Source organism: Bacillus sp. T-10(2022), from assembly GCF_056502895.1.
This window is the reverse complement of sequence record NZ_CP113518.1, coordinates 1,045,149-1,063,973: the sequence shown is the minus strand read 5'-3', so window position 1 is coordinate 1,063,973 and position 18,825 is coordinate 1,045,149. Positions and strand designations below refer to the sequence as shown.

Below are 18,825 nucleotides of genomic sequence, written 5' to 3'. Positions count from 1 at the left end.
CCTAAGCTAGTCAACAAGCACCATCTGGTTTCTCGGAATTTCAAGGATGATTTCCTGACCCGTCCGATAGGATTCCGCCATTTCCTTGTTCACAGTGAAATCCCCTATTGGCGTTTCAACGACATATTGATAGCTTCTTCCAAGATAGGTACTTACCTTGACTCGGCCAGATAAACTATTTTCCTGAACAGTTCCCGTGTTATCTTTTTCCCTGATCAACAGATCATCCGGCCTGATGGCGCCTATTTTTCCCGTTGAATTGGTCATCTGCGGATCCTTGTGCAGCACAAATGAGTATCCAGATTTGTTCAGTTCGATTTTACCGTCATGATCCGTCCGCTTATCGAAGTCAATGAAGTTCTTGAAGCCGATGAAGTCAGCGACAAACTTGGTTTCAGGATATTTGTAAATGGTCGCAGGATCACTAAGCTGTTCGATGATCCCTTTATTCATGATCGCCACCTGGTCGGATATCGAAAAGCATTCTTCCTGGTCATGCGAAACATATACCGTCGTAATCCCCAGCTCTTGTTGGATACGGCGAATCTCGACTCTCATATTCACCCTTAAGTTGGCATCAAGATTACTCAATGGCTCGTCAAATAAGAGGATGTCCGGCTCAATCACCAGCGCCCTGGCAATCGCGACCCGCTGCTTTTGCCCTCCGGAAAGCTCTTGGGGATATCGCTTTTCAAAACCTTTCAAATTAACGATTTCGAGCACATTCATTACTTTTTTTTCGATTTCACTTTTTGAATTCTTTCTCAGACGGAGACCGAATGCAATATTATCGAATATCGACAAATGCGGAAATAATGCATAGTTTTGGAACACAAAGCCAAAATTCCGCTTGTTGACAGGCACTTTCGTATAGTCCTTTTCCTTGAATAAAAACTTCCCTTCGTTCGCCTGTAAAAACCCGGCAATTAAACGCAGGGTCGTCGTTTTCCCACAGCCGCTCGGGCCAAGAAGAGATACCAGTTTCCCTTTTTCAATCTCAAGATTGAAATCTTTTAATATATTCTGTTTGTTATATGCTACAGATATATCTTGTAAAGTGAATAAAGCCATCCATCATTACCTCCTTTATCGTTTTGTGAAATAAGACAATCCCATGAGCCGTTCTACTATAAACATGAAGAAAGCGGTTATGAACATGAGCAATACGGAAATGGCCGAAATGGTAGGATCGAAGTAGTTCTCCACATACGTCAGCATCTGAATCGGAAACGTACTTACCCCAGGGCCTGTCATATAAACGGAAATGTCGACATTATTGAAGGATTCCAAGAAGGCGATCATGACTGCCGCCAGAATTCCTGATTTTATGTTCGGGAGGACGACTGTAAAGAATGTGCCCAATTTACTGGCTCCGAGACTCTCCGCCGCTTCTTCAATGGAAAAGTCAAAGTTTGATAAGCTTGAAGAAATCACACGGATGATGAACGGCAGCATGATAACAGTATGTCCCACAAATAGGGCCGCATATATCGGTAGCTGATAAGTCCCCACAATATAACGTAAAAACGCAAAACCAAGCACAATTCCCGGTATTAATATAGGAGAAACGAAAAAGGCATTTATCACGCTTTTCCCTTTGAAATCAAACCGGCTTAATGCATAGGCAGCCGGCACTCCCAGTAACAGTGCCAATAGGTTGCCTCCCAGTGAAACAAGGATGGACGTTTTAAAAGCGACCAAAAACATTTCCACGTTAAAAATATTTTCGTACCATCTTAAAGAAAACTCTTCTGGCGGGAACTTCAAAATATTTCCGCCTTCAAATGACGTAACGGATATGATAAGCAAAGGCCCTAGTAAAAAAAGGAACACCAGGAGAGTAAACAGGGCCAATCCTCGATTTTTTTCCTGCATACACCTCTACCCCTTTGGATTTAATTTTTTTGCCAAACCATTCATGATCGATATGATAAGAACTGTCACGGCAATCATTATCGTAGCGACAATCGATGCCACTTGCCATTCGTTCAATGTAATCGCGTTTTGATAAAGAAATGTCGAAATGACCCGCTGTTTCCCACCTAATAAAGCAGGCGTTGTATAGGCCGTGAAGCTTCCTACAAAAACAAGGATGCTGCCAATGACCAAACCTGGAACCGAAAGCGGAATGATCACTTTTGAGAATACGGCCAATCTTGATGCGCCAAGGCTTTCCGCCGCTTTTAATAAGTCAGTCTCGATGTTCTCCATCACACCCACCAGCGTCACGATGATCAATGGCAGAAATAAATGGACCAATCCGATGATGATGGCAGTAGGCGTGTACAATATATCAAGCGGCTTTTCAATCAAGCCCATGCCCATAAGCAATTTATTCACCACACCGTTTTTACCGATGATCACCATCCAGCTGAATGAACGAACAACAGGACTTGTTAATAGCGGGAAGATCGTCAGCAAAAGCATGATGGCTTTTTTTCGTTGTTTCAGTTTTGAAATATAATAAGCTGCTGGAAATCCTAATAGAATGCAAATGATTGTCGTGAACAGACTCACCCTAAGTGTCGTCAGCAGAATTTCAATAAAGTATCGGTCTTGGAAAAAATCGAGATATCCTTGTATGGAAAAACCGCCGCTTTCATTAAAAAAGGTTGTGCCAATCGTCATTAGGATCGGAATGATCATGAAAATCGTTAAAAATAGAACGCCTGGTAACAGCAACAGGTATAGATAGCGTTTCTTCACCTCGGAACCCCCTGTTCGTATTATTTATGAATTGATTATGCGAATGAACAGGTCGAAAAACGCTTCCGCATCGACGTCCAGACAAACATGCGCATTAGGCTGCTTCATCAGCCTATTTTGAAAGTCGCAAACCATCTGTCCGTCACAAAGCTCACTTTTTGTTTCAACATCCACATAATATTCTTCTCTGGTGACAAGATCTTCTTGCAAAGCAATGGCTACAGCTAATGGATCATGCATCGCACATGCCCATATACCGTTACGTTCAAAATACCTTTTCCGATAATCTGATGTACTTTGCCTTATATAGTCAGCAAGTTCATGGTTTTGAATCAATTGGATATGCTCTTCACCCAAAAGAACCTTTCTCGTGACATCAAGACCAACTTGCGTGATGGATGCGAATCCCGCCTGTAATACGATTTTGGCTGCTTCAGGATCGACATACGTGTTATATTCAGAGGTTGGCGTCACATTTCCAACCCCTTTGATAACTCCGCCCATGAAAATGACTTCTTTAACAAGCTTGGTGATTTGCGGACATTTTTTCACCGCCAATGCCAAATTCGTAAGAGGTCCCGTCATGACAAGCGTCACTTCACCAGGAAAATTCAAAATGGAATTGATGATGAAATCAGAAGCAAATCCATCATCAGGCTGCTTTTTGACCGGCACATCCTTTAAGGCTCCGCCAATCCCGTCTTCGCCATGGATCCGGTGTTCAAAAAAGGGGCTCCTGATAATTGGGCTATCTGCCCCCTTTATGACTGAAATGTCCTGTTCATTCAATAAATCCAATATTTTGCATGTATTCAATGTGGCCGTATCAAGTGATACATTCCCATTCACTGTAGTGACCGCCAATATGTCGAATTGACGGCTTTTAACAGCAAGCATGATCCCGATCGCATCATCTATTCCAGTATCCACATCAAGAATCATTTTTTTCTTCATCAAGCACACCTCATTTCTTTCTTAGTGTGTAAGCTCACGATTCCAACGATCGATCCATTGTTTAGAGTTTTCATTAACATACTTCATGTCCAATACACGCAGGCTGTCAATGACGTCATCTCCATAGGTTAAGCCTTTCGCTTCCGTTTTAGAGAGCTTGACTTCCGTATTGACAGGAGAATCCACTTTCGCTTTCGCTGATTTTTCCTGAACTTCCTTGCTTAAGATGTAATTCATGAATTCGCCGGCCAATTCTTTTTGATCGCTGGCTTTAACAATATTCACCGTATTCATCACTGCGTAGCCGCCTTCTTCTGGGGAAATGAACTTAGCATTAGGAACGGCTTCCTGTAAATCGCCAAAATACATTTCCATGATCGGGCCTGCAGCGATTTCCCCTTGCGAGAACATGTTGACGAACTCTGATGTTTGCCCATATTCCTTAACCGCATTCGGCATGATCTTTTTCATTTGATCGAAGGCTTTATCTTCATTGAACACTTTACTTCCGCTAACTTTTGAAGCGGCATCCAAAAACATCGGTCCAGTTGTTGAAGTGATGGATGGGATCGTGATCTTCCCTGCCAAATCCTTGCTCCAAAGATCTTTCCAAGTGGTGATCGGTTTACTCAATTCATCGGGATTATAGGCAATGCCAAATTGTGCAATGGTATAGGCTGGTCCAAAGTCCTCGCCATTTGGTGCCTTTGCTTTGTCGTATATATTATCAATATTCGGAATTTTGCTGTAGTCAACTTTCTCAAATAACCCTTCATCGATGCCCTGCTGTGCATAGTAGTCGGATAAATAGATAACATCCACATCGCTATTCGCTTGGCGTACTTTGTTCAATCGATCTGCATTATTTCCTGAATCAACGACAATCTCTACATTATGCTTCTTTTCAAATGGCTCATAGACTTCAGGACGGAAGAAATCATCGGCGAATCCCCAAGTGGAAACGACTAATTTCGCTGGTTTTTCCTTTCCATTGTCCTTTGAAGAGCATGCAGCTAAAACTAATGTGAAAAGTGATAACATCATCAATATTTTTTTCATCATCCAAACCTCCAAGTTCATATTGTTTAAAATTTCCTTTTTACTGATATAAATGTAAAAAAAGACAATCTTAAATAGAATTGAAATTCTACCCAAGATTGTCTTTTCTTTGTAAACAAAGATAAAACTTATCATTTGGTTCTCTAGCGGCGTTCCCTCCAGATAAATCCGAAGGAAAATCCATTTATATGATTATATAATTTTTTCCTTCAATACAATATTGGTGAATGCCAGCTGCGTCGCTGAGTCATAATCCCTCAGGACAGCTTCAATATCCCAATTCGTTTGCGTTTCCAGCTTTTGTTTCAGTTTCTTTTTATAAAGCAGGGACATATGGAAGTCAACCTCCTGCTTCAGGCTGGGAACTTCCCCTTCTAAAGCTTCAGAGCGCGGGGCACGTCGATGTTTGGCCTGAAATGTAATCACATTCTGCTCAACAGTAACCTTCAGCAGCGTCGTACCAAAGCCGAACAATTCCTTCGATACCTCATTATACATATGAGAAAGCAATTTCTTCGTTTCGTTAGCGTTTATCGGTAAGATGACTATCACCTGCCAAACTATCGTTTGAGGTAATTATATATACTTTTTCTTGATTGCACAAGATAATATTCGGATTTTGGATAAAAAAAATGTTTTTTCTTATTAAATAGTACGTTTACTCACCAATACACGAATTATAAAAATAAGCAATAAAGATTTCAATATATTCATATAACTTTTTATTCAATCCAGCACCTTCTATTAATGAAAACTTTTTCAGAGAAATAAGCACAAGATTGAAAACAGTTGATATAACCTTTCATCGCATTGAAAACGCTCTCATGTGGATTTAATATAGCTAGTATAGAGCGATAAAAAATAAAGAGTATCAAAGGCTCGTTAAATGAGGGAGGAATCATTATGAAGAAAGCTTTCGAGAAAGCGCAGCAATTCGGTAAATCTTTTATGCTCCCGATTGCCGTTTTGCCAGCGGCCGGTTTATTGCTGGGAATTGGCGGTGCTCTTTCCAATCCAAATACAGTTGAGGCCTATCCATTTTTAGACTTTGCTTGGCTGCAGGCCATTTTCACGATCATGAGTTCTGCAGGAAGCATCGTATTCGGCAACTTGCCGGTTATTTTTGCCGTAGGTGTTGCAGTAGGCTTGGCACGGTCGGATAAAGGGACCGCTGCATTGGCAGCCATGATCGGCTACTTCGTCATGAACAGTTCAATAAATGCACTGCTTCAAATAAACGGGGAACTTGCCAAAGAGAATTTGGCAGGTGCCGGACAAGGAATGGCGGTCGGGATCCAGACTCTGGAGACCGGTGTGTTTGGCGGTATCGTAGTAGGTATCGTTGCCGCACTTTTGCACAATAAATATAATAAAATTCAGCTTCCGCAAGTGTTAGGGTTTTTCGGGGGTTCACGTTTCATTCCGATCATCGTTTCCTTCGCGTCCATCTTGGTTGGAGCCGTGCTTTTTATCGTATGGCCTTATTTCCAACTTTTCATAAACCAATTAGGTGCGCTGGTAACGAGCACAGGTACGATCGGGACTTTCTTTTACGGATTCATATTACGGATGCTCGGGCCGTTAGGGCTGCACCATATTTTCTACCTTCCCTTCTGGCAGACAGCTTTAGGCGGAACGATGGAGATTAAAGGGCAGCTTGTCAGCGGGACCCAGAATATCTTCTTTGCACAATTGGCCGACCCAACTACCGTCAAGTATTATGAGGGTGTTTCCCGGTTCATGTCGGGACGGTTCATCACGATGATGTTTGGTCTGCCTGGCGCGGCATTGGCCATTTATCATTGCGCTAAACCTAAAAATAAGAAAGTCGTGGCCGGTTTGCTTCTTTCAGCTGCCTTGACCTCTTTCTTAACAGGCATCACCGAACCGCTTGAATTCAGTTTCTTATTTGTCGCACCGATCCTTTATGTTTTTCATGCCTTGTTTGACGGACTTGCCTTCATGATGGCAGATATATTCAATATAACGATCGGCCAAACCTTTTCTGGAGGATTTATTGATTTTACTTTATTCGGGATACTCCAGGGCATCAGTAAAACAAACTGGTTGTATGTACTTCTCGTCGGCATTCCGTGGTTTTTCCTATACTACTTCACTTTTAAATTCTTGATCAGGAAGAAGAATTTGAAAGTGGTCGGACGTGAAGATGATGAACAGGCCGCTGTTACACAAGTAACGGCATCAGAGAGAACCCAGACCATCGTCAATGGATTAGGCGGACAGGATAATATCGATATAGTCGATTGCTGTGCAACCCGTCTTCGTGTCACGGTAAAGGATGAATCATTGGTGAAAGAAGACGTCATTAAACAAACCGGTTCAAAAGGCGTCGTAAAAAAAGGAAATGGCATTCAAATAGTTTACGGTCCCCAAGTGACGATCATCAAAAATGAAGTGGAAGAATACTTGGGTCATTGAGAACATAGATAACGATAAGGACGTGTTAAACATGCAACAAGTGCTGGATAAAATTCACAAAGGCTTAATTGTATCATGTCAGGCATTGGAGAATGAGCCGCTGCACAGCCCTTTTATTATGGGACGCATGGCCATTGCTGCCAAAGAAGGCGGTGCGAAGTGCATTCGCGCAAACTCTGTAGCTGACATAATGGAAATCAAGAAAAATGTGGACCTTCCAGTCATAGGGATCATTAAACAGGTGTATGGACAAAACGATGTCTATATCACTCCCACCATGGCCGAAATTGATGCATTGATGGAAACCAAAGCCGAAATCATTGCGACGGATGCTACATCCCGGGTAAGGCCGGACGGTAAAACGCTAAAGCAGTTTTACAGTGAAATAAGAGCAAAATATCCGGATGTTCTACTAATGGCGGATGTATCCACCATTGAGGAAGCCAAATACGCTGACGATTTAGGATTCGATATTGTGGCGCCCACTTTATACGGGTATACGAACGAAACTCTCGGCCAGAAAATATATCAGGATGACTATGCTGTGCTCAAAGAAATTGTAAAAGCAGTGAACAAAGCGAAAGTGATCGCGGAAGGAAATGTCATCACACCAGAAATCGCCCGCTCTGTATTGGATATGAACGTCCATGCAGTAGTGGTGGGCGGTGCCATTACCAGGCCGCAGCAAATCACTAAAAGATTTGTGGATGCTATTCAAGAATAGAAAATGGCACATAGTAATGAAAAGACCCAGACTGGCAATAGTTTGGGTCTTTTTTTCGATTCAAATTGCTGCAAACGTTCCTCCGGTTATTGACGTCCCTAATGGATACATTAAACTATAAATACAGATAAGAAATCCGAAATGGGTGATCACATGGAATATCTAGCAGAAAACCTCATATATGGCATAGAGTGCAGCATGGACAAGTTCACCAAAACAGAAGAAGAATTGGCCAATTATATTCTGCAGCGCCCTGAAGAAGTAAGTCAGTTAACCATCAGTCAAATAGCTAAAAAGCTTCATATTTCACCTGCAACCATTACGCGTTTCTGCCAGAAATTAGCCTTTTCTGGGTTTAATGAGTTCAGGCATGAGTTAAAAAGGTTCGTGGATCTCCGAAATACGCCGAAAAACATGAAGAACATCAAGCAGGTGGATTATTTCGCTAAACTGTATCAAAATCACTTAGGTATCATCGATAATACCTTTCATATAACGACATATGACAATATCCAAAAAGCTGTATCTTTCCTTACAAAGGCAAATAAAATTCATGTATATGGAATAGGGAGTTCAGGTATAGCGGCCCAGGAGTTCAAGTCCAAGTTTTTTCGTATCGGCTTAACTGTCGAAACCATTACAGACCCCCATCAGTCCATGATGGATGCAGCTTTAAGTAACGAGAATAGTGTTGTCATCGGCATTTCCATTTCCGGAACGACGAAAGAAGTAATTTCTGCAGTTAAAATCGCAAAGAAGCAAGGCGCACGCATCTTGGTCTTTACTGGAGATAAGAATTCCGAGCTCTCACAGCTTGGCGATCTATCACTATTGGTCACAAGTAAAAACAGCATGCATATGGGACAAAACATCTCTCCATTGCTTCCGCTGCTTTTACTTTTTGATTTAATATATACAGAGTTGGTAGCTAAAGATTATAAAAACAGGATTAGCATCAGGGAAAAAACTTTAAAGGTATTAACCGAGAACGACTGACTTTTGGCCGATCCGTTAATAAAAGTACATTGAAGTTATCAGTTTGCTTGTTTAGCTGAATCTGAGCGAAAGTCCTTTGTTATTCATCATAAAAAAACTGCATCTCCAATTGGTTAGCTGTTACTGGCAATTGGGGTGCAGTTCACTTTTGTTCCTTTTAAATTAAATTCCTTATTACTGGCATGGAACGTTCTTGAAGGCTCTCGGAAAGAAGACTATACGCAACTACTTTATTCTTGTACTGTTTGACTACGTCCACGTGGTCGTTGTAAATGTACACAAATAATCTAACATCGTTTTTTCCTCTTTTTACATCAATTATTATTGGAGTCCCGCTGTTCTCTGGATGTAAAAACAATTGCTCGTTCCCGGGGAATATATGATTTTTTTTCAAAAACCTAGCTTCGTTAAAATAATTAAGCACTTGAATTTTATCTTCACCTTCCAAACGTTTTCCATCAAAGGTTATGATTGAATTCGCGTCACTAACTTCTGAATGTATTTTAAATTTACTCATAATCCAATTCACTGCATCGGTTGGAAGACAGGTAACTAATAATTTGAGCAAACTTAAGATAATTGTCAAAATCAATACAGGCCATGTCATATTTGATCATCTCCGCTACATTATTATTTTAAGAGGCGGTCAGTTTTTCTTTGATGTGACCGTTCTATTAACGTTTCATTTTTTTAAAGCCATCTATCAGATTTTTTTCGTTCAAATTTTCGTCACATTTGTGAACAAATTCACATTTTTTCACAAATAGAGTATGTCTTATGAATCACGATTAAGCCAATATTTCTATGCATTTTGATAGTCTATTATAATAATCATTCACGGTATCTTAGGCTGATTTTATTACGAAGTAGATGATGCCCACAGTTAATACAAGGGCAAGACCAATATAAATATAACTAAGGTTCAACAAATTCCCTCTCGTTGCTGCAGAATAATCACTATCACTCTTCCCCGTTAATGAAAGGGTGCCAACCAGAGCAACTAAACTAATGGCTACTACTAATATTACACTTATCGTCAAATACAACGCCTCCCAATATTATTATCTATTTCCTTGAACCATTTCAAATCATTCCGATTCCCATTGTAGATCGCGCTTCACGTTTAATGAGTAAATATATTAGAAAAAGCCTACTTCTCTATAATAAAAGAACAACCAATTTTAGGACCATCCAATTAAGTGAAATTTCCACCATCCACTTGTTGAATTCTTTCGTTAATATACATAAAAAAGTGCAAAGCGCCACTGAAGAAATGGCTAAGATACCACGTATTGCAGGAACTCAGACCTAACTTGCTTCCACAAAAAAGACAGAAAAAGATCATGATTTCGTCACTATCTAAAGCCTATAAATAGTGATTGGAATGGGTGTGTGAGCCCTCCTGCGGGAAAAGCGCGTCTACGGAGACCCCGCAGGCGTAAGCCGAGGAGGCTCCCGGACCGCCCGCGAAAAGCGAGTGCCTGGAGTGGAAACCAACATCTAAATTGTATAAGCCTCTATACAAAATGAGGATTGAAGTCCGAAAAGTGAGGTGAAGGTCGAATAAAATTCGTGAACGGTCGAATATAGTGCTGGGTAGGTCGAATATAGTGCCTTAACGGCCGAATATTGTGTGGTTAGGTCGAATATAGTGCCTTAACTCCGAAATATTGTGTGGTTTGGGTCGATAAACAGCTCCGGTCTTTATGATTTTTTGGATTGAAGAAATTTGCGACACTCCTGCCGAATTACTGGCTAGCCGAGACACCACAGGCGCTTGCTTTGATGCGGCTTGGAAGCCAGTCGGCGGAAAGGGATGTTAACACAAAGTTGATTGGAATGGGTGTGTGAGCCCTCCTGCGGGAAAAGCGCGTCTACGGGAGACCCCGCAGGCGTAAGCCGAGGAGGCTCCCGGACCGCCCGCGGAAAGCGAGTGCCTGGAGTGGAAATCAACATCTAAATTGTATAAGCCTCTAGACAAAATGAGGATTGAAGTCCGAAAAGTGAGGTGAAGGTCGAATAAAATTCGTGAACGGTCGAATATAGTGCTGGGTAGGTCGAATATAGTGCCTCCAAGGTCGAATATAGTGCCTTAACTTTGAAATATTGTGTGGTTTGGGTCGATAAACAGCTCCGGTCTTTATGATTTTTTTACTGTAACCCTAATTGGATTGAAGAAATTTGCGACACTCCTGTGGGGAAAGCGCGTCTACGGAGACCCCGCAGGCGTAAGCCGAGGAGGCTCCCGGACCGCCCGCGGAAAGCGAGTGCCTGGAGTGGAAATCAACATCTAAATTGTATAAGCCTCTAGACAAAATGAGGATTGAAGTCCGAAAAGTGAGGTGAAGGTCGAATAAAATTCGTGAACGGTCGAATATAGTGCTGGGTAGGTCGAATATAGTGCCTCCAAGGTCGAATATAGTGCCTTAACTTTGAAATATTGTGTGGTTTGGGTCGATAAACAGCTCCGGTCTTTATGATTTTTTTACTGTAACCCTAATTGGATTGAAGAAATTTGCGACACTCCTGCTGAATTACTGGCTAGCCGAGACACCACAGGCGCTTGCTTTGATGCGGCTTGGAAGCCAGTCGGCGGAAAGGGATGTTAACACAAAGTTGATTGGAACGGAAGGTGCGAGACTCCTGCGGGAAAAGCGCGTCTACGGGAGACCCCGCAGGCGTAAGCCGAGGAGGCTCCCGGACCGCCCGCGGAAAGCGAGTGCCTGGAGTGGAAATCAACATCTAAATTGTACAAAAAAACTGCAGGCAAACCGAACAAGTTTGTCTACAGTCTGGAATCACGGAATCCTCATGACTCTCTCTCGTGAATATCCATATGATTATAAACTTTTTACAGCCTCTGCAAACCTTTTGATGCCTTCGTGAATGGAATCCTCATTTTCCCTTGCAAAAGTAAAGCGTACGTATCCCTCATCTGTACCTAGTGTTGAACCCGGAACATATATGACTCCCCTTTTGATGGATTCCTCCAGTAGCTTTAATTCGTGCAATGGCACTTTCAGTTTACACCACAAATGAATTCCACCATTTGGCGAATAATAATCAACTTTTTTTGGCAGGAATTGTTGAAGGCTCGAAACCATTGCATCCCTTCTTTTTTCCAGTTGCCCCCTTAAGCAGGCAAGATGGGCAGGAAAATACTCTGAATCCAAAAAATCGTTTGCTATCCATTGAGTGAAAGAGCCATGACCGAAGTCAACCTGCTGCTTAGCATCGGATAGTCTCTCAATAACTGGTTTCGGTCCTATAATCCACCCAATTCTTAAACCGGAAGCAACAATTTTTGACAAAGAGCTTATATATAAAACATTTCCGTTGTTGTCCATCGATTTAAGAGTGGAAATTTCTTCACCGGCAAAGGAAGTTAAACTATAAGGATCGTCTTCTATGACCGGTATTCCATATTCGGATGAAAGTTCAAGAATCCTTTTACGACGGTTGATATGAAGGACAGTTCCTGTAGGATTTTGAAATACAGGGTTCAAAAAAATCATCCTTATCCGATGTTTTTTATGGAGTTCCAGTAAATCCTCTGGGTTGATGCCATCTTTATCAACTGATAAAGGAAAAATTCTTAGGCCCGCGGATTGAAAGATGGGAAGGTTGTAACTATATGATGGATCTTCCAATACAACGGCATCTCCTGGCTTTAACAAGCATTGGACCACCAGATGGATGGCTTGCTGTGCACCAGAAGTAATGAGTATAGAAGATGGATCCGTGTTAATTCTCCTATACTGTTTAACATGATTGGCTATCGTTTCCCTTAAAACCGCATTGCCTTGAGGGTGATCATAACCTAAGCTACCAATGAAGGACCTATTGGAAATGATTTCACGTAAGGATTGGACTGGAAATAAGTCTTCTGAAAGCTCCCCACTAGCTAAGTTAATAAGGTTATGCCCTTCCGTCTCTTTACGTATTCTTTGGGTTACTGGCATATTGGGCAAAAAAGAACCCGCTTCGATATATCTATTCCAACTAGGGATACGTTTTCGGGTAATTCCCCAGATATCCTTGCTGATCATCGTTCCGCTTCCTTTTTTTCGTTCAACCAGCCCATTTGCTTCCAATTCATCATAAGCCGCAACAACTGTGCTTCTGTTAACTCCCAGTTCACTTGCCAAGAAGCGTTCAGATGGTAACGGCTTATCCAATAAAAATGTTCCATCAGCAATGCCACTCTCGATGTAAGCTGCTATTTGTTTATATAAAGGCTTCTTGGATTTTCTGTCCGTTTTCCATTCCATAAGCTACATCCTTTAAAATGTTTAGTTAAAAGCGTACTGCATTAATAACTTCATATACTTATTCATTCCCAAAAGTAGTAAAACCTCTTATTTCAGTATAATCTTCAGCAGAGATTATTGCACTCTGCCATACTACAAAATAAAAACGAAAGCCTCCATCCAAATGAAATGGAGGCTTTCGTTTCATCTTCTTCAACTATGCAGACTCCCCTTCAGCCAAGGGCGATTCAGATAGTGTCCGATCGGGATTTGGATCAGGCTCGTTTTCCTTTGCGGACCGTCTATCTTATAAAGTTCATCACACATATTCACATCAAAGCCGAGCAGCGGGTGCCCGTTCATTCCGAGGGCTGACGACGCCAGCAGTAATTTCTGAACGAGCATCCCCGCCTCCATTTGCTGGATGCGGTATCCTCTATATCCAAGTTGCGTTTTGGAATGGTCCCGCTCACCAACTACATGTATGCAGATCGGCACTTGCTGAAAATTCATGATATCGAGGGACATTCCGTATTGCAATAGGAGCCGATGATCTCCTGGTTGTATCTGTCGTAATGAATGTGTCGTGCTGTCATAATGGTATGCACCATCTTGTATGTCTTCCACATTATATAAGCAAGCATAGAGGGAAACGCGATTTTCGTTGTTCTCGTTTGTTCCATCCAAGTCATTTCGATAGGAGAATGAAGCGGTTGCCTCCTGCAGGAGAGCGGCCAGTTGCGATTGACTGACTTTCCCGAGTACGAAGTCCATTTCAGGTGAAAATCGCTTCCGGCAAACTGATGCCAAGTCATAGGACAACCGCTTCACGATAGGAAGGGCTACAATTTTCCCTTCAGAGTCCGCCTCATTCTTTGGATGGATCCGCCGGAATGATTGGGTGGATTCGATCATGGATGCTTCATTCAGTTTAGTTAGCATCGGAAATTCCCTGATCCTCTGCGAACGAACATAGTGTTCAGGCTGAATTTCCGTCAATTCCAGCAATAATTCCGTCGAGGTGACATTTCTGTCCATACTCCTTTCTTCTCTAAATCTAAAAGAAGGTTCTGTCGATAAGGGCATCACCGCATACGTGCTCTCTTCCTCTTCCGAAAGCCCGAGCAGATGATTGATGGCCCGATCAAGAAATTGGAAGCACACCCCGGCGGCGATTCCAAACCGTTTCGCCACTTCGAGCAACTGTCCAAGAAGCACGCCCGCATCCAGACCTTGCAGACGGTATGAAAAGTTATTATATTTGTAGAAGTTTTTCCAAAACATCGTCGATACGAAAACCGTGCCAAAGGATGCTGACATATCAAAGGATTCACCAAGAGCCTTTGTTAAATAGGAATCAAAATTCCCTTCCCGCACCAAAACCAACCGGTGGTGTGCTGCATCATAATGGTATACGCCAGCAGGTAATCCCTCCATCTTCAAGTATACGTACAATTCACTTGGATACAAAGCTCCCCCTGATGGCGGAAAACGCCGGAATGACTGCATGAGGTCCTCAGATTCCGAGGATCTCGGAACCTGGCTGACTTGGGTCAGGCCATATACGTACCAGAGGAAATGACCGATTCCTTCGAGGTCCTGCCGTGAAGGCCCGCTCCCCCCCTCGAGCGTCAGCGGCACCTCCAGTGAGAGTGGAAAAACAGGCAAGTCACGGTAAAGCTTATACGTTAGCGGTGCATCTTCCCAATCCACTTCCCAATCCGGCGGACTTGCCTTTTCGATATCAAAATGCAAATTGTGCAAAAATGCCTCTAGACTCATCCTCCAACCTCCTAAGTCACCGCTTATGGAAAAGGATGCGGATGCGGATTGAGCTGCTCGAAATCAAGCGGCCGTTTTGCATATCCAAGTTCCATCGGAACCTTCAGTATTCTCTCAAGCCCCGTTATGCGGGTAAGATGATGGCCAAATGTCATCGGCAGCATCCCCGGGATCAGCACTTTCACGCAATGTAATCCATTTCGTGCAATTTCCGGTGTCGTCTGATCCACCACAATCACCTCGAGTTGCAAGCGGCGAAACTCCTGAAGGATTTCCTGCAAATCTTCCGTCAAGTCCGGATGGTTCACCTTTTCCCCGTATTCTTCAGCGAATGTTCGCATCGGGCGGTCATCATCCAGCAGAAACTGCAATCGCTCTTCGGCTTGCGGTAAACCGTACAGCATGCCATGATCATCCATTTTCCGTACCAGTGAGGAATCATGCAGCATTTTCTCAACCTCATCCTGGTTCTCTTCCAATTTATCGTCAAGTGTCAGCATCATGCCAGCCAGCTCGAAGACCGCGCTTTTCACCGCCCGGATCGGGTCCAGATGGGCCCCTGCCGCACATATGATATTCAACCCTTTTTGTTTCCTGTTTTTTGCCAGCGCCCATACGCTCGGTATACCATGTTCCATAGTCGCATTAAACAAATGGATATCATATCCCGCTGCCGCCCTCGCCCTGTCAATCATCAGCTCCAGTTCTTTGTCATTTGCAGAATAAGGATCAAGACGTGTGAGGGGCAGCTGCGCATACCAGGTCAGCAGGAACGAATCACGTTCGACCACTTCCATGATGCCGTAGAAAATGGCCTCCTCCAAACTTCCCCCTAGAGCACAGCCATTGGAAGTTTCATAGACAAATCCATGACCGCAGCCCAAGCTGTAATAGGAAAGCAATTCCGGGACCAAGATCGGCCGCTCTTGCAAAAATGAGTGGCCCCATACCCAATCTATCGAGCGGTCAGGATTAAACGGTTGAAACGGGAAATCCCGCTGTGCATAATTTTCCTTCGAGTGTACCCCTATCCTGATGGGATCGAGCGCAAAATCTTTCAGGTTGTTGTAGCTGTCATGAATGACTGTCCGTTTGCCGCGGGGCTCCATTCCGCAATACCTTTCCAATCCCTCCAATATGGCAGTCATCTCACTGACTTCATATGAGAGAGTCCGGCCTGCCGACCCCTCATCTCCTATGAACAAAGGCAAATTAACACTTACATCGGCAAATGGCGGTACAAGGTCTATCATTTTATTATTCAAGAATCCTGTGCGGTGGTCCAAGTAATCCTTGGCCAGAACTTCTTTCAGCTCCACCATCGAACGGGTACGGTAACTTTCGGGACTGATTTTTGGACTTGGCTGCAACGAAATCCTTGCACGCTCCTTCGAGTCATCAGGTAATGTTGAGCAAACCTGACACAATGGATCTGGTAAAAAAGAGTGCCACGAACCATTCAGCGTCTTCAGGCTGATTAATGATACATGCCCTTCCGACCGGGCGCGTTCTCCTTTCATCACCTTCCTTACCTCTGCACAAATCAAGTGGGCCATCTGTAAAAGGCCTGTTCGGGATGCCGACGCATCACGCTCTATCCCCCCATTTTCCTGCAGCTGTTGGCGGATTCCCCACATTTCTTTTCGATCACGGCCGGCCATGAGATACCTTTGGTCCGCGCACTGTGAACAGCCAGGAACACCCGGGCGCACCAGCGGACCTATCATTCCCTCTCCAAATGATACGAATCCCCTCAGCCATGGAATGCCCGCTTGCCCTATCACCTCTTCGGCCTTTACATGGACAGCGGGATTCCAAGCATCTTGCAGCAGAAGGACCATGGCCGTCGTTTGCGGGATTCCTGCCTCGAAATCGGTTTGGCGATTCACCTGATATTGGCCGGACAGGTCCCCATGAACATGGTCGGCCAACACTCCTTCCCCGACAACCAATACGTCAGTTTTCACCCTGATTCCTCCTCTCGCAAAAACACCCCGAACACACCTGCAATTTCTTCCTTCATGAAAGGTTCAAGATCCATTTCGAAAACGTGGATTCGCTTACTGTTCTTCTTCAAGACTTGAATGGCGGACTGTACCAGTTCGGGATCCCCTTTCACCCCGCATGAAGGAATCACAAGATCCACCTTTTCTTCCTCAAGAACCGGCGATGCCACTAAACCTGGAGCTGTTAAGCAAACGGTCTGGTTTTGGACTTTCATGACGGCCTTTTGCAATGCGTTCCGTAATGCAATCGTTACATTCAAACCGACAGCGCCGGACCAGCCATCGCTCGTTCCTGCCCAAACTACCGGGAAACCTGACATTTCCTCACCCAAGGCGATGATCGGATCTCCTTGCAGCCGGGTCAGCGCTTGTAGATAATACCTGCAGCGCTCATCTTCCACTTGAGCCAATTGCACTGTCACAAGTTTCTCCTGGTTGAACCGCTTATTTAAAAACTCTGTATCCAAACTGCTTTGCAGTCCACGGCAAACACATTCAGCAAATGTTTCCCCTGCTCCGACACCGATCGATTCCTTTATTTCGTCTGCACCCTGAAGCGGAGGAAGAGTCGCAACGAGCTGGCTGAGTGTTCGGGATGCATATGCTTCAACTCCTGCAAGACCGCATTCCCTTCTCGCTTCCTCATGAGTCAGATCTGAACGGATAATTTCAGGCAGGAGTTCGGCCGGACCGGACGATAGCGGATCAACGACTTGAACGCGGCATTGAGCCAACGGCAGCTGTTTTAAATCCCCCTCATCCCAACGATGAAAGATCCCGGATTCCGACGATGTCAACCGGCTGAAATACATAAATACCTTCCCCGGCTCAACCGGGTCCGATTTCTGTTCGAGCCGCAGATTAAAATCTTCAACCCATGTTGCAGTCCCTTTTCCCGTCACCACAGGGTGGGGAATGAACGGATGCCACTTTCCCTCCAATGTATCCATATCCAACAGATAAAATTGATTGGCTTGTTCTGCTGTCGTAACGCCTGTAGTGTCTTTAAACCATTCGAATACCATAATATTGGCTAACATCGCTCCGGCTGTGGCGGAAAAGGAGGAAGATGCCTGATTCTTTTCCAGCTCAGCTTGATGCAAACGATGCCACGCTGACTCCCAGCATCCCTTGGAATCTGGATGGACAAGCGGACCAGCCATGCCTACTTGATTGATGATCATTGCAGGAAACAGGCTCTTTTCCCCTTGCCTGCAAACCGAATGAAGTTCTCTTAATTCCTCTATATCACCCTCCTGTGACACATATAATATCGAGTCAAAGGGCCGCACGATCTCCTGCCATTCAATCTCTGTTCCCTTTTCAAGCACGACCTCCTCTATCGCAACCTCGTCGTCCGTCTTACGCGCATGTGCCACGATTTCATTCAATCTTTTTCTATTGGTCTGTACCGTGTCCGTAATTAAGATATGGAATGCAGGCAATCCCGATTCAATCAGTGAGGACACCAATGAAAGGAACAATGGGCCAGAACCTATAGCCAACGCCTTTTTCTTTCGATAAATTTCAAAACGGTGAGCCCCGGAATCGCCGCAACTTTCCAGGAACTCGATTTGCGAAGCATACCTTTCAAGTACTTGATTCCTTAATTGATGGGGACTGTCCTGACTTACATCCCGAACAAACCCATTCCCGTACAGAACCTCGGCAATTTCCATTACCCGGTTCCGGTATGGGCCAGGCAATCCATCCGTCAACTCGCTTAATGTATGGTTCCCGTTGAACATCGGTAATAGCTTTTCAATCCACTGTACGATCGAGCTGCCCTCCATACGGAACGAACTTATGTTATTCCTGAAATACACACCTCTGTTCGGTTCCGGAAGAAAAAACGTATCCCTTTTCACTTTCAAACGCATAGAAGGGGTCAAATTCACCATTCCGCTCC

The 18,825-nt window shown here is 43.8% G+C and carries 16 protein-coding genes; 4 read left to right on the top strand and 12 right to left on the bottom strand.

The annotated features are described in order from the left end of the window. Positions 1–6 precede the first annotated feature (6 nt). The 6 genes from OSJ91_RS05125 to OSJ91_RS05100 all read right to left on the bottom strand — a co-directional run bounded on the left by OSJ91_RS05125 (position 7) and on the right by OSJ91_RS05100 (position 5,262). Positions 7–1,071: an ABC transporter ATP-binding protein gene (locus OSJ91_RS05125; protein ID WP_350301486.1), complete on the bottom strand. Its 1,065-nt coding sequence runs from the start codon at positions 1,069–1,071 to the stop codon at positions 7–9. Between the two features lie 15 nt (positions 1,072–1,086). Beyond that, on the bottom strand, positions 1,087–1,875 hold the full coding sequence (locus OSJ91_RS05120) for an ABC transporter permease (protein WP_063235123.1): 789 nt from the start codon (positions 1,873–1,875) through the stop codon (positions 1,087–1,089). Between the two features lie 6 nt (positions 1,876–1,881). After that, complete coding sequence (locus tag OSJ91_RS05115; RefSeq protein ID WP_101224383.1) at positions 1,882–2,706, bottom strand: ABC transporter permease; 825 nt, start codon at positions 2,704–2,706, stop codon at positions 1,882–1,884. A gap of 24 nt (positions 2,707–2,730) precedes the next feature. Then, positions 2,731–3,660 (bottom strand): nucleoside hydrolase, encoded by a 930-nt coding sequence (locus OSJ91_RS05110; protein ID WP_485891142.1) that lies wholly within the window; start codon positions 3,658–3,660, stop codon positions 2,731–2,733. A 21-nt stretch (positions 3,661–3,681) separates the two neighbouring features. Continuing rightward, positions 3,682–4,719, bottom strand: a complete 1,038-nt coding sequence (locus tag OSJ91_RS05105; RefSeq protein WP_485891853.1) for an ABC transporter substrate-binding protein — start codon at positions 4,717–4,719, stop codon at positions 3,682–3,684. 192 nt (positions 4,720–4,911) lie between these two features. Beyond that, positions 4,912–5,262 carry a DUF2294 domain-containing protein gene (locus OSJ91_RS05100; RefSeq protein WP_095679093.1) on the bottom strand — a complete coding sequence of 117 codons (351 nt, stop codon included), beginning with the start codon at positions 5,260–5,262 and terminating at the stop codon, positions 4,912–4,914. A 360-nt stretch (positions 5,263–5,622) separates the two neighbouring features. Here OSJ91_RS05100 and OSJ91_RS05095 point away from each other — a divergent pair, with 360 nt between their 5' ends. The 3 genes from OSJ91_RS05095 to OSJ91_RS05085 all read left to right on the top strand — a co-directional run bounded on the left by OSJ91_RS05095 (position 5,623) and on the right by OSJ91_RS05085 (position 8,878). Next, a complete protein-coding gene (locus OSJ91_RS05095; RefSeq protein ID WP_350301483.1) occupies positions 5,623–7,158 on the top strand; it encodes a maltose/glucose-specific PTS transporter subunit IIC in 1,536 nt (511 codons plus the stop codon). A 31-nt stretch (positions 7,159–7,189) separates the two neighbouring features. After that, on the top strand, positions 7,190–7,882 hold the full coding sequence (locus OSJ91_RS05090; RefSeq protein WP_350301482.1) for an N-acetylmannosamine-6-phosphate 2-epimerase: 693 nt from the start codon (positions 7,190–7,192) through the stop codon (positions 7,880–7,882). Between the two features lie 153 nt (positions 7,883–8,035). Further along, a complete protein-coding gene (locus OSJ91_RS05085; protein ID WP_485891140.1) occupies positions 8,036–8,878 on the top strand; it encodes a MurR/RpiR family transcriptional regulator in 843 nt (280 codons plus the stop codon). A 157-nt stretch (positions 8,879–9,035) separates the two neighbouring features. Here OSJ91_RS05085 and OSJ91_RS05080 read toward each other — a convergent pair whose 3' ends face one another. Both OSJ91_RS05080 and OSJ91_RS05075 read right to left on the bottom strand, forming a co-directional pair. Beyond that, on the bottom strand, positions 9,036–9,485 hold the full coding sequence (locus tag OSJ91_RS05080) for a YfmQ family protein (protein WP_350301480.1): 450 nt from the start codon (positions 9,483–9,485) through the stop codon (positions 9,036–9,038). Between the two features lie 238 nt (positions 9,486–9,723). Then, positions 9,724–9,918 carry a hypothetical protein gene (locus OSJ91_RS05075; RefSeq protein WP_350301479.1) on the bottom strand — a complete coding sequence of 65 codons (195 nt, stop codon included), beginning with the start codon at positions 9,916–9,918 and terminating at the stop codon, positions 9,724–9,726. Between the two features lie 679 nt (positions 9,919–10,597). On the opposite strand from OSJ91_RS05075, the gene OSJ91_RS05070 reads away from it, so the two are divergent. Further along, positions 10,598–10,729, top strand: coding sequence for a hypothetical protein (locus OSJ91_RS05070; protein WP_485891139.1), 132 nt, complete (start codon positions 10,598–10,600; stop codon positions 10,727–10,729). Between the two features lie 989 nt (positions 10,730–11,718). Here OSJ91_RS05070 and pdxR read toward each other — a convergent pair. The 4 genes from pdxR to OSJ91_RS05050 all read right to left on the bottom strand — a co-directional run bounded on the left by pdxR (position 11,719) and on the right by OSJ91_RS05050 (position 18,817). Then, positions 11,719–13,149 carry a MocR-like pyridoxine biosynthesis transcription factor PdxR gene (gene pdxR / locus OSJ91_RS05065; RefSeq protein ID WP_485891138.1) on the bottom strand — a complete coding sequence of 477 codons (1,431 nt, stop codon included), beginning with the start codon at positions 13,147–13,149 and terminating at the stop codon, positions 11,719–11,721. Positions 13,150–13,341: 192 nt separating this feature from the next. Then, positions 13,342–14,910 (bottom strand): SagB family peptide dehydrogenase, encoded by a 1,569-nt coding sequence (locus tag OSJ91_RS05060; protein ID WP_485891137.1) that lies wholly within the window; start codon positions 14,908–14,910, stop codon positions 13,342–13,344. Positions 14,911–14,933: 23 nt separating this feature from the next. After that, positions 14,934–16,877 (bottom strand): TOMM precursor leader peptide-binding protein, encoded by a 1,944-nt coding sequence (locus OSJ91_RS05055; protein ID WP_485891136.1) that lies wholly within the window; start codon positions 16,875–16,877, stop codon positions 14,934–14,936. Further along, the gene (locus tag OSJ91_RS05050) at positions 16,874–18,817 is read right to left on the bottom strand and encodes a putative thiazole-containing bacteriocin maturation protein (protein WP_485891135.1); all 1,944 of its coding nucleotides are present in this window, start codon (positions 18,815–18,817) and stop codon (positions 16,874–16,876) included. Before OSJ91_RS05050 ends, OSJ91_RS05055 begins: the two co-directional genes overlap by 4 nt. Positions 18,818–18,825 lie beyond the last annotated feature (8 nt).